The 12,518-nt window shown below is 48.3% G+C and carries 9 protein-coding genes and 1 other RNA gene; 6 read left to right on the top strand and 4 right to left on the bottom strand.

The window, feature by feature from the left end:
• Positions 1-219 precede the first annotated feature (219 nt).
• The 3 genes from ffs (at position 220) to R6H26_RS24205 (ending at position 1,144) form a co-directional block, all read left to right on the top strand.
• Positions 220-316, top strand: an RNA gene (gene ffs / locus R6H26_RS24215) — signal recognition particle sRNA small type.
• A gap of 11 nt (positions 317-327) precedes the next feature.
• Positions 328-717 (top strand): hypothetical protein, encoded by a 390-nt coding sequence (locus tag R6H26_RS24210; RefSeq protein ID WP_404786226.1) that lies wholly within the window; start codon positions 328-330, stop codon positions 715-717.
• Positions 718-775: 58 nt separating this feature from the next.
• Positions 776-1,144: a hypothetical protein gene (locus tag R6H26_RS24205; RefSeq protein WP_404786224.1), complete on the top strand. Its 369-nt coding sequence runs from the start codon at positions 776-778 to the stop codon at positions 1,142-1,144.
• Between the two features lie 56 nt (positions 1,145-1,200).
• Here the strand turns inward: R6H26_RS24205 and purM are convergent, their stop codons facing one another.
• Entirely contained in the window at positions 1,201-2,226 is a 1,026-nt protein-coding gene (gene purM / locus R6H26_RS24200) for a phosphoribosylformylglycinamidine cyclo-ligase (RefSeq protein WP_404786223.1), read from the bottom strand.
• A 629-nt stretch (positions 2,227-2,855) separates the two neighbouring features.
• On the opposite strand from purM, the gene R6H26_RS24195 reads away from it, so the two are divergent.
• The gene (locus R6H26_RS24195) at positions 2,856-3,866 is read left to right on the top strand and encodes a septal ring lytic transglycosylase RlpA family protein (RefSeq protein ID WP_404786221.1); all 1,011 of its coding nucleotides are present in this window, start codon (positions 2,856-2,858) and stop codon (positions 3,864-3,866) included.
• A 33-nt stretch (positions 3,867-3,899) separates the two neighbouring features.
• Here the strand turns inward: R6H26_RS24195 and R6H26_RS24190 are convergent, their stop codons facing one another.
• Together R6H26_RS24190 and R6H26_RS24185 are read right to left on the bottom strand one after the other, a co-directional pair.
• Positions 3,900-4,565, bottom strand: coding sequence for a diacylglycerol/polyprenol kinase family protein (locus tag R6H26_RS24190; RefSeq protein WP_404786220.1), 666 nt, complete (start codon positions 4,563-4,565; stop codon positions 3,900-3,902).
• A gap of 4 nt (positions 4,566-4,569) precedes the next feature.
• Positions 4,570-5,637: a D-alanine--D-alanine ligase family protein gene (locus tag R6H26_RS24185; RefSeq protein WP_404786219.1), complete on the bottom strand. Its 1,068-nt coding sequence runs from the start codon at positions 5,635-5,637 to the stop codon at positions 4,570-4,572.
• A gap of 1,326 nt (positions 5,638-6,963) precedes the next feature.
• Between R6H26_RS24185 and R6H26_RS24180 the strand changes: the two genes are divergently transcribed.
• Positions 6,964-9,126: an EAL domain-containing protein gene (locus tag R6H26_RS24180; RefSeq protein ID WP_404786218.1), complete on the top strand. Its 2,163-nt coding sequence runs from the start codon at positions 6,964-6,966 to the stop codon at positions 9,124-9,126.
• A 173-nt stretch (positions 9,127-9,299) separates the two neighbouring features.
• On the opposite strand, the gene R6H26_RS24175 is transcribed toward R6H26_RS24180, so the two are convergent.
• Complete coding sequence (locus tag R6H26_RS24175; RefSeq protein WP_404786216.1) at positions 9,300-10,334, bottom strand: hypothetical protein; 1,035 nt, start codon at positions 10,332-10,334, stop codon at positions 9,300-9,302.
• Between the two features lie 649 nt (positions 10,335-10,983).
• Between R6H26_RS24175 and R6H26_RS24170 the strand changes: the two genes are divergently transcribed.
• The gene (locus R6H26_RS24170; protein WP_404786214.1) at positions 10,984-12,492 is read left to right on the top strand and encodes a UDP-N-acetylmuramoyl-L-alanyl-D-glutamate--2,6-diaminopimelate ligase; all 1,509 of its coding nucleotides are present in this window, start codon (positions 10,984-10,986) and stop codon (positions 12,490-12,492) included.
• The last annotated feature ends 26 nt before the right edge of the window (positions 12,493-12,518 follow it).

Below are 12,518 nucleotides of genomic sequence, written 5' to 3'. Positions count from 1 at the left end.
CATTACGTTCTGGATGAACCGGTGTTAGTCTACCCTGAGTACGATCGCGGGCTATAGCTAGGCCGGAATGGACGACATCTATCGTGCGATCGCCTCAAAAAGCTGGGCAACGCTTCTCGACGGCGAGCGGTTTCGCTTTTGCCCCTAACCTTGAATCATGGCATTTTATCACCGCACAGCGCTTCACGATAGCGATAGAACAATGCTAAACTAAGTGAAGACTCGGACCCATGCGGTAACAACGCCTTAACTTTGTCAGGACCGGAAGGTAGCAGCAATACGGGATGCTTGTAACAGGCGTGGACTCCGGGTCGCCTTATTTGAAGGGTGGCTCGGGCCGAGCGACGGTTTGACCGCTGCACGCTCTCAGAATTAGCGTTCCAAATCCGGCATTTTGTTAAGACTCGTCGAGAAGATTTGAGCGAACCCATGGAAAATCTGACGGATACCCTAAAAAAAGCGTTTTACTTGGGTGTCGGGTTGGCCTCCTATGCTGGCGAACAAGTAGGCGACATCCAAGGGAAAGCTCAGTCCCTTGCAGATGACCTCATTCGTCGAGGCGAAGACACGACAGAAGAAGCGTCTAAATTTTTTAATACATGGGTAGCACCAGCCCAAAGCGATGCCGAGTCTCCGACAGACGCGGACAAACCTCAAAAAATCGAGATTTTATCGATTGAAGACGTAGATTCTGACGGCGATTCCGAGTCCCTTTAGAGCGTGCAGTTTCTTAAATTCTTTGTAACTCGAACTTAACAGCGTCTAGGTGTTGAGCATGCACGACTTTTACAAAGCAATCGATCGGACAGCAGAATGGATAGGCGACCTGATTTATCAAGGTTGCGAAACCTTAGCCAAAGAAATCGAAGCAACTGCGATTGAGGTGGAAGCGACCCTAGATTACTATCTCGAACCGATCTTCGACTGGATCGGCGAAGTAGAAGAGATCGTCGCTGATGGGAGTCGTCCTTTCGTACAGACCGTCACGCCCGTGCTCCAGGATCGCCCCGTTTGCGTCGGTTGTCGCAACTACCACGGCGAAGCCTACGGGGGCAACGTTCTGGTTTGCGCGATACATCCCTACGGTGCTGAAGGAGATAGCTGCCCTGACTGGACCTCGGTTTGGAAGGACGGATCCGATTAGGTTTCTACCCTTCTTCAGGGCGACGAACGCTTTCTACGGCCCTTAAATTCCAGGATTTAGGGCAATCCCGTTAAGTTTTGCTCCCCAGCAATGACCTGTCCGATCGCGTAGGCTTGAATCTCCTGGGACTCAAACCAGCGAATGGTTTGTTCTGCTTGCGATGCGGGCACCAAGACGACAAAGCCAATCCCCATATTAAAGGTGTCAAACATATCGGCAGCTTTGACGCCGCCGACTTCCGCCAGCCAATCAAACACGGGTAACGTCGGCCAAGCGGACGGATCTAAGGCGATCGCCCGATCTGCCTCCAGGCATCGCGGCAAATTTTCTGGCAGACCGCCCCCGGTAATGTGGGCCATCCCGTGAATGTCTAACCCCGACGCCCGCGCGGCCAAAATCGATTTGACGTAGATTCGGGTTGGCGTCAGAAAGACCTCCCCCAGAGATTGACCGCCAAAGATGGCCGGGCGATCGTTCCAGCTAAAACCGCGATCCCCGACAATTTTGCGGACCAAACTATATCCATTACTGTGCGCGCCGCTGCTAGCCAACCCGATGGCTGCATCCCCAATCTGGACTCGAGAGCCGTCCAATAGATTGCGCTGCTCGACAATACCCACGCAAAATCCGGCTAAATCGTATTCCTTGGGCTGGTAAAATCCTGGCATTTCCGCCGTTTCGCCCCCCAAAAGCGCGCAGCCTGCTTGTTCGCACCCGTTAGCAATCCCTTCAATCACTTGAACGAGCTGCTGCGGCTCTAGCTTGCCCGTTGCCACGTAGTCCAGAAAAAACAGCGGTTCTGCCCCACAGGTCAACACGTCGTTCGCGCACATCGCGACCAAGTCAATCCCGACCGTCCGGTGTCGGTCGAGTTCGCGCGCCAATTTAAGTTTCGTTCCCACCCCATCCGTCCCCGACACCAAAATGGGGTCTTCATATCCCTTGGGCAGGCGAAATAAACCGCCAAAGCCGCCGAGCCCCCCTAACACCTCTGGGCGAGCCGTACGCTCCACCATCCCTTTGATTTGACGGACAAAGTCTCTTCCCGCCTCAACGTCTACCCCAGCGTCGCGATAATCCATAAATAATGTGCGGACTAAAATGAGTCAGATTTACACGTTCTATATATAGAAACCAGATTTTAAGTTGCGAGACGATCCTGCTTCAGACGGCCTAGCCCGATTCGCCAGAAAGCATTTATCTGCAGACGGCTTCTACATTCGGCTCTCACTTTACCGTACTGCCAGTCCTTTCATAGCTTAAGTCCGCAAATTTACGGAAAAAACTTTGTGGCGATTACCGTACATTTACGCATTTTTGAACTCACCTACCGATCTCAGTCGCAAAATGACTTGTCAGCCACTCCTTAAAGGCAGAGAAATTGATTTAAAAATACAACAACTTAAAAGAAATCTATAACATGAACTAATGAATGAGCAACTATTAAGAATCATCTCAACATTAGCCACCAACGGGATTTCGTCTCAGTCGACTGACTTTACGCTAAAGGGATCCCAGAGGCAAATCCTTTGGGCGAGTTGGATCCCGTAAGGGAATACCCCGATCCCCACGTTGGGGAAGGCATGATACTGTAAGACAGTTCCGGTAGTAAAGAGTGAATTCGGAACGAGTACGAGTTAAAAAGAGCGCAATTGCGCTCTTGTGGACGCCACGACTCGGTTCTTAAAACTGCCCTTCCCAACGGATCCCTATGAAACAAGTAATCTTAACTGGACTCGCTGCAGCGTTGACCGTAACGGTCGCTGGCGAAATTGCTACTAGCGAGGCAAGCCCAGAACACCCCACAGCTCCCACACCTGTCGATTTAGAACAGACCGCAGGTACAAAAACGGCTCAAGTACAGACTGCTAGCGCAACTAAGGTAGGAGAGCGTCAGTCCGCTTCCGAGCCGTCTGAAGCCGTTGTTGCAAGAGTGATGGTCCACGAGAAGAAGGGACGACAAGCAACAACGGTGTACGTCCGCAATATTCCCGTCGTGACCTTTTTGGGTGCGGAACAAAGTGCAGCAAATCCTCAGGGTGTAAAGGTTGCCACCACCGAACTGGATCCAACCAAGCTTGCGGCGATCGCGAATTCTTCTTCTAAAACGGTAGCTGACCCGATCTGGCGCGCGACGACGATTGCCGGAAAGCTCAATCAAATGGCCCTTTCAGGCATGGATGCCGAGGCAATTAAAGTCGTCTGGAGCGAGAAACGCCAAAGCTATTTGATTCAGGCCAACGGTCGGCATTTGCTTGAAGTTACAGAAGACAATACATTGCTGCCCAATTCCACTAAGGATGCTGGCAAGGATGCGCTTCAGATCGCCAATCGGCTCCGCTTTCAGCTTGGCAATGCAGGACCGCTCAAAACCGTTGAGGGAATGCCCAAGCCCAAGAACGTGCAAACGGTTGCGATGGGTCCTATCCGCTTTCAAATTCAGGGAATGGCCTCTTGGTACGGCCCTGGCTTTGACGGTAACTATACGGCCAATGGAGAAGTTTTCAACCAATACGCGCTCACGGCAGCTCATCGCTATTTGCCTTTTGGCACCCGCGTGCGCGTCACCAATTTAGATAACGGTCGCTCAGTTGTGGTTCGCATTAACGACCGCGGGCCGTTTGTAGGCGATCGCGTTATAGACCTGTCTAGGGGCGCCGCTCAGATTCTAGGGACCGTGAGCAGCGGCGTTTCGTCCGTGCGCATGGATGTTCTGGAATAGCGATCGTCGAGTTGGGTAACGGCAAAGGTGTTGTCAACCAGCCCACCACTGCACCAAGGCAAAGCTGATGAAGGCACTGCCCAAAGGGACCGTGAGGTTATCGACCCCGAACTTAGAAAAGGCTTCTAATCCCGTTGCCAGAATCGCCACCAGCAGCGAAACGAGCCCGATGGGCCAAGAGAGTCCGTAGGTCGAGATCAAAATCGCGCCGCTGACGAGCGTGCTGGCGATCGCCATTGTCGCCGTGCCTTCCCAGCTTTTGGTCATACCCCAAACTTCGTAGCGATGGCTGCCAAACCGCTGCCCGATCAGCGCGGCCAGCCCGTCTCCCCAGGTCATCACCAATACGCCCAAGGCCGCGTGGGACTCAAGCCCTCGCGGCCAAAAATAGGCTATGAGCAAGCCAATGCTAACGGAATAAAAAAACGTTCCCCAACTTTTGCGACCCACACCGCTGACGCTCGCGAGCAGGGGATACCAGTAAGAAATCAGCGTGGCAACCCCTGAAAGAACAGCAGCAGCAACGCCCACCTCTGTTGGAATGCGAAGCCACCAGGCCAACAAAATCACGTTGCCCACCCCAATATGAACGATTTTGCGAGACACCTCCCCACCTAGAGGGCTAAACCGAGCGACCAGCTCTGCTGCAACGAGCACGATACCCAGCCAAAGAGCGACCCCTAGAATTTGATACTCCATTTGATTAGGCTGAGGTTTGAGACGCGTGATGCTCTAACGCAAGCTGCAGAAGTGTGTCTACCAAATCGGCAAAAGCGATGCCAGATGCTGCCCAGAGCTCTGGATACATGCTGGTGGCGGTAAACCCAGGTAGGGTATTGATTTCGTTAAGCAATACTTCTCCCGTCTGCTCCACGTAGAAGAAGTCTACCCGCGATAGCCCCGCGCCATCAATGGCCTGAAAAGCCTGAATTGCCATCTCTTGAATCCGCTGGGCGATTCCCTGCGGCAGCTTAGCTGGAATGACCATTGCGGAACGTCCAGCCGTGTACTTCGTCTCATAGTCGTAAAAATCGCTATCAAAGGTAATTTCGCCAATGACCGAAGCTTTGGGATTGTCGTTTCCTAAAACGGCGCATTCCACCTCGCGAGCCGACGCTACGCCTGCTTCTACAATAATGCGACGGTCGTAGCTGGCGGCATTGTCGAGAGCGACCTCCAGTTCGGCGCGCGATCGCACCTTAGAGATCCCCACAGAGGAACCCAGATTGGCGGGCTTGACGAAGCAAGGGTAGCCCAGCTCTGCTTCAAGGCGATCGCACAGCTTTGTAAAGACGCAGGGGTCGGACCAAATCTGCGAACGCGTGACGGCTGCATAGCGAACTTGGGGCAACCCTGCCGCTGCAAATAGCGTCTTCATCGCAATTTTATCCATCCCAGCCGCAGAAGCCAAAACTCCCGAACCCACGTAGGGCACCTGCATGAGCTGCAACAAACCTTGTACGGTGCCGTCTTCTCCATTGGGACCGTGCAAAATCGGGAGCCAAATCTCCACGTCCGTAACAGCTGCTGGAAATCGCCAGCGATCGACCGATGCATCGACGCTTAAGGGCTGACCGCTACTGAGGACGGTTTGGGCGTCCCGACCCGTCACCCATCCACCATTTTTTTGAATGTAGAACGGAATCACTTCATACTTATCAACGTTCGGCGAAGCTTGTAATGCCCGCGCGATCGCCCCTGCAGAAACCACGGAAACCTCATGCTCTCCAGAACATCCGCCAAACAGTAATCCGACCCTGCGTTTTGTCACAGCCTTCCTCCGGTCACGCTTCCCGATAGACTATCATACCGACATTCCTGGAAGCTGGGTTTGTTGACGATCGCTTTAACACAGTGGTGTCGTTCAAAGCCGTAAACGCTCGGAGAACGTATCTTTACAACAAGCTTGCACGAGCTTAACTTAGTATTTACAATCAGATAAAAGCCAGCGATAAATGATAGAATTGCAAGCAATAAATTTGCAAAAGTTTTGAATTTTGAATATATATAAAGAACTATTTTGTGGGTGGTTAATCCTTGCAGTTGTCGACAAGCAATACTGGACGGTAGAGTGCTGTCGCCCTATGGGAGAGACTTATATAGACGACAAGGATTATTTGAGTCTTGAGGAAGCCGTTGCGGCTTGCAGAGAATACATTCAGAAGAGCGTTGCAATTATTTCAATCGATGAGGCTTTCTCTATCGTTGGAGATACCTAATGGCTGGCTAAGGTTTTAGAGAGAAGCGATGGTTTAAATTGCGCGAGCGAGACGTCAAAATGTCAATGGCCTATCGTTCAGAACCCAGTTGACTGACAAAACTCCTAAAATCCTTATGAATTCGTTGTTAAAGCCAGCGAATAGACATTGCCTGCAGAAATGCTTCGCTGACGCGCCTATAAGAAAAAAGCCTGCCTTTGCAAATTAAGGAATACTAAGAGTATTGATTTACAGTAGTTATAAGACTTTAGATACGTTCCAAAGATATGAGATCCGCTGTATTTTCGTAGAAATACCGTACTAAGGAACAAAAGCTGCCGAAATTCCTGAGATCTTGCGGCTGGGACGAGCTGATTGCAAAGGCGAACCTGGAATCTCTAGATCCTGTACCGTTCTCGAATAGCATGCAATAGCTGTAGAATGACAGGTGTTTGTAACGTTAAAGGTTTTTAAGAGTAGCCTGAATAAATCTAGCGCGATAGGGAAATCCGGCGTGGATGGAAGAGTGGAGGGTAAGTCCTGAGTCAATAGCGCCCAGCGAGGGTCTCGACCCTAAGCTTATGCTGTATCGACGAGCACAAAAAGCTCGATGTCTCTCGCGATCTTTGAAGTTCTTAAGATGAGCGAATACATAGTCCATAAACGTATTAGTGTTAGAAGACCAGTTTGGCTTTCACAGTCTAGTCATGCTGCGAAAGACAGCTTCAAAGAGCGAATTGGCATGCCCTCCTTGCCGAACCAAGCTTACATAGCTCTCGTGCAATTTATCCTTATTGTTGTTGTAATACTTACCTCCTAGGTCAGTTAAGAAACTTTTCAAGAAAATCGTATCCATAATGCTTCACAGTATTTACTTATTGCAGCTAGAGGGAGACTAAATGGCCGATATTGAGGATCGAGATCTCAGTTACGGACATTCAAAAGAGTATTTAGGGTTTTGGTTGCTAAACGCACAGAGCCGTATATGCTACATCAGCTCGGCCATGACAGATATGCTGGGGTACTCTCCTCAAGATCTTTTAGGTAGCTGTTTATCAAAATTAGTCAATCAATCGACCTTTCAGATTTTTCAAACTTATCTTTTAGAAGAATCAAAGCCATTACACAATCGCGAGTGTTTTTTACACCATAAAAATGGATCTAAATTAAAATCAACGCTATCTATTACGCCAATTTTACACGAAGAAAGCTCTCTCAATATTTTCGTTTGTTTGATTGGCGCTCCAAAGCAGAGTTCTTATAAAGATTACGTTTTTCTTAATAAATCGACAGCAGACAATCATTTCGAAGCCGAGCTGGCATGTTCTCCCAATATTCAGGAGGTTCTGGCCAAAAGCGAAAATAAATGGCGATCGCTCATCCAGAATAGCTCGGACATGATCACGCTACTCGCGCAAGATGGCAAAGTTCAATATGAAAGCCCATCCATCAAAAAGATTGTAGGGTTTTCTCCAGAAGAACTCGTGGGTAAAAATATATTCGACTATATTCATCCCCACGACACTCCTAGCGTTATGTCTGCTTTTAGAAGCGTCATTCAAGAGCCAGGTTACTCAACAACGGTTGAGTTTCGTTTTCAGCATAAGAATGGCGATTGGTGTTATTTAGAAGCGACGGGACAGAGCCTCGTGGACGAGCCATCTGTAGCGAGCGTCGTCATAAATTCGCGAGATATTACAGAGCGCCGTCTAGCAGAAGAAAAGCTCCACTATCATGCGATGTACGATTCGCTAACCCACCTCCCAAATCGACATCACTTGCTAAAGAAACTAGGACAAATATTAGATTACGCTCGACAAGATCGCAACTATCGTTTTGCAGTTTTATTTTTAGACGTGGATCGCTTCAAGATCATTAACGATAGCTTGGGACATTCAACCGGCGATCGACTGCTCGTTGCAATGTCGCGTAGATTAGAAACCTGCGTGCGCGATCGAGACATTATCGCGCGGCTGGGCGGCGATGAGTTTATTATCGTCCTTACAGATCTTCAGACAGAAGAGGTTGCAATACAAACTGCCGAACGAGTTGCTAAATCCCTATCTCAGCCGTATCAATTTCACGAAACTGAGATGTATAGCAGTGTCAGCATAGGCATCGTGTTGAGTACGACAAATTATCGGGACTCTGAAGATTTACTACGGAATGCCGACATCGCCTTATACCGAGCTAAAGCAATTGGAAGAGGATGTCATGTCGTGTTCGATACTGCCATGCACGATCGCGTTTTAGATGCCCTCCAATTAGAGAACGATTTACGGCAAGCCATTAAAAACCAAGAGTTTTTCTTGGTTTATCAGCCAATCTTCGAACTAAAAACAAACCGTTTAGAAGGCTTTGAAGCCTTAATTCGATGGAATTGTCCTAAACGGGGCTTAGTGCTGCCCAGTCAATTTATTTTAATCGCTGAAGAAACTGGACTTATTGTTCCTATTGGAGATTGGATTTTAACGGAAGCTTGCAGGCAGCTGCGCCACTGGAAAAAACTAGACCCTTCTTACGGCTCTTTAAAGATAAGCGTCAATTGCTCGGCAAAACAATTTTTCCAACCTGATTTTGTAGAAAAAATTTCGCAATCTCTCTTTAAAAATCAACTAAGTGTTTCAGACTTAAAAATTGAAATTACTGAAAGCGTACTTTTAGAAAATACAGAACAAGTTACTTCTATATTTTCGAGTCTAGAAACCCTCGGCGTTCATTTGTGCATGGATGATTTTGGGACAGGCTATTCATCTTTAAGTTATCTACATCGCTTTCCAATTAAATCTCTAAAGATAGACCGTTCCTTTATCAAGAACATGCTCCTTGGCAAGAAACATTCAGAAATCATTAAAGCAATTTTAACGATGTCTGTAGAGCTAGGTATTGATGTAGTTGCGGAGGGAATTGACACTCAAAATTTATTAACTCACCTTACCTCTCTAAACTGTAAGTACGGACAAGGCTACCAATTGGGCAAGCCAATGCTGCCAGAAGATGCATTTAATTTAATTTGCGATCGCTGCCATCAAGAGCATCCATATTTTGCTACAGGAAGTTAGTCTTCTCAAAAATTTCTACTGTATTAAAATAGAAATAGCAAAAACAGATTGAGATATTTACAGGCTCAAATATGTTCTTACTATTTCTATTTTCATTACATCTCCTAAAAAAACAGGTGATTAGAAGTATTGAGAGTCATGCTTCAAGCGAGCCTGTCAAACCTAAAGCATCCTTAATTTCTGAATGAATCGTAGGCACAATCCATGACAGCATATTGCAGCGAGCTAGGCTCTAGAAATGTTATAAACTCTTCTTGGATGAGCTGAAATTCTTCAGAAGCAAATACCTTACGAATTGCCTCTATATTTTTTGCTTCTACTTGACTAACTCCATGTATTGAAGCGGGCGTACCAGCCAGCTCGTTCTGGGGAATTGGCATCGCCGACGGTCGAAAAGTCCTATATCGCGTAATACCCTCATATTTTTCCCAAAAACTCATGCCATGGGTAGTTGCCCACGTCTGAAACTCAACCAATCGTTCGGCTCGAATTTTGAACCAATACGTCAAAAACACGGAGCTAGACTTCAAATCTTCTTCTGAATTATCTTTTTGCATCCAAAAGCAGGGTTCTTCGGTCGCAAAGTATTGTATTTTTGGCATCGAGAAAATATGCTCTTCTCCCAGATATCCATGAGCCTCGACCGTATAGAGCGGACCGCGCAGTTTGCGAGCTTTAGCAATTAAAAAGACTTGATTTCCGGGACGAAGAAAACCTTTTTGTCCTGAAATGAGTTCTCCGACCTTATAAACCATCGGTGTGAAGTAACCTTCGCGTCGTTCCACGTGCTTGATTGAATAGGAAATTAAAATAGCTCCTACTTGAGCTAGGGTCCGTCCGGCCTCAGCTAGGGGCAAAATTGGAAACCCCGGCATGTGACCCGCACACATTTCTTGAGTGACTGTAAATGGAGCTAAGATCAGGTGCTCTCCAGCAACATTGCAAACCACAGCTTTTGAAATTCTTAAAGCAGGTTCGCGTTCTGGATAAAGATTATAGATCTCTTTTTGATTTAATTTTTCATACACTTTAGAACTAAAATTATGATTCGCTGAGAGTTCTAATTCACCATCCAAGCTTTCCAAGTTTAATCGCTCTCTAATCTTGTCTTGAAAGGTGTCAGATAGGTGTGAAATATGCGTCGGTATTTGAACTCCTAAGAAATTGCTAATCGTTTCTTTTTCAACAAAAATCTTGGTTGCAAGCATAGAGAACCCCGCTTAAGTCTATACGTATAGACTAGCAAAAGTACAGACAAATTAATGCTATCTACTACGCAGATTTTTATTTAAAAAAAAGATAAGATTTAAAGTTTTATCTAAATCAAATTATCTTTAAATATTTTTAAGAACAAATTAAATCTTCGCAGAATTTTAAGGAAAAGCATATGACTAGCAATAAATGACGCCTAAAAAGAAACTCACTATATGGATGGTTTGAATTTGTTACTTTAGATGCTTTCTAGGACGAATTGGAATTATTGGCCTCGTTTCCTTCTACTAGCTTTTGATAGTATGCAAAGTTACCTTTAGAACTCTGGATTTGTCGTTCGAGCGCCCGTAGCTAGCAACAAAATGCTCCGACGCTCCACCTTGATGAAAAGCAAAACTCTGCAACGCTTTGCTTTTTGGCTCTATTCCCGGACTCTCATGCCAATTCCCTAGCATTTGTGGGTTTTGATGCGATTATCCCGCATTTGCTTTCGCTAGGACGGTCGCGAATGCTCCATGCTGGGTCGAAAGCTGGAGGTCCATCCACCGATCTCTTTGCTCGATATTTATCTGGAGACGTGAAAAATCCAGCCGATGCCGCTTAAAATAACTTCAGTTTTGAGCAGGAAAGATTAGAGGTAAGCGTATGGTCAAGCTCAGAGATTTACTGGCGCTTTTGCCCTCAGGATTAGAGGCCGATTCGCAATGGCGATCGTCGGGTCATCCGTCTCTTGACCTAGAGGTGAAGGGGTTATCCACCAATTCTTGGGCCTGCCAGCCGGGGGATTTGTTTGTTGGAATGCCCGGTACTCGCGTCGATGGCGGAAATTTTTGGTCGAATGCTATCGACGCCGGGGCGATCGCAGCCCTCGTCTCGACCCAAGTCGAACGTCCTGCTTCAGGGGAAGCGCTCTTGATTCCCATGACCGACATGAGCGCGGCCTGTGCGGCATTGGCGTCAACCTTTTACGATTCCCCGAGCCGCAAGCTCAGAACCGTGGGCGTGACTGGAACCAACGGCAAAACCACCACCAGCCATCTGATCGAATATCTCTTCAATCAAACCCAACGTCCAGCCGCCCTCTTGGGCACCCTCTACGCCCGCTGGCCGGGGTACGAAAAAACCGCAACCCATACCACCCCTTTTGCCGTGGATCTCCAGCACACGTTAGCCCAGGCTGTGGCAGCGGGCTGTCATTACGGCGTAATGGAAGTGAGTTCCCATGCCTTGAACCAAAAGCGCGTCTTGGGTTGCGAATTCGATGTGGCCATTTTTACCAACCTGACTCAGGATCACTTGGACTACCACAAGGATATGGAGGACTACTTTGCGGCGAAGGCGCTGCTGTTTACGCCCGCCTACCTCAGGGGCAAAGCCGTCATTAACATTGACGACGTCTACGGAGTCAGGCTGGCAGAATCCCTCTCTCCTGAAAACGTGTGGACCTACAGTACTCAATCCGAAACGGCGGATTTATGGACGAGCGATTTGAGCTATGGCTCTTCCGGTGTGGAAGGGCAGCTCTGCACCCCTGCGGGCAGCACCGCATTCCGGTTGCCTCTGGTGGGTCAATTTAACGTGGCTAATTTCTTGGCGGCTGTGGGTGCTGGCTTAGCCCTCGATTTAGAACTTGATACCATCGTGCAGACCCTCTCTGCCTTTTCTGGGGTGCCGGGGCGGATGCAGCAGATTACGGTCAAGCCCGACCAGGATATTAGCGTGGTTGTAGATTACGCCCATACGCCCGATAGCCTGGAGAATTTGCTGAGGGCAGCCCGACCCTTTGCCAAGGGTAAGATTATCTGCGTGTTTGGCTGCGGGGGCGATCGCGACCGCACCAAGCGGCCTCAAATGGGGGCGATCGCTGCCCGCTTATCCGATCGGGCAGTCGTTACCTCCGACAACCCGCGCACGGAAGACCCGCAGCGGATTTTGGCGGACATCCTCGCAGGGATTCCCGCCGAGACGAACCCCATTGTCGAGGCGGATCGACGGGTGGCGATTGGAGAGGCGATCGCCCAATCGCAACCGGGAGATACCGTTTTAATTGCGGGCAAGGGTCACGAAGACTATCAGATTTTAGGCACGGAAAAAGTCCACTTCGACGACCGCGAGGAAGCTGAAGCTGCACTCCGAAAGCGCTACGGACTTTAAATACTCACACACATCCTGGCTGAGTT

Source organism: Altericista sp. CCNU0014 (assembly GCF_044923475.1).
Lineage (GTDB): Bacteria > Cyanobacteriota > Cyanobacteriia > Thermosynechococcales > Thermosynechococcaceae > JAAURS01.
Note: the sequence above shows the minus strand (reverse complement) of the source record. Positions and strands in the feature narration are given on the sequence as shown.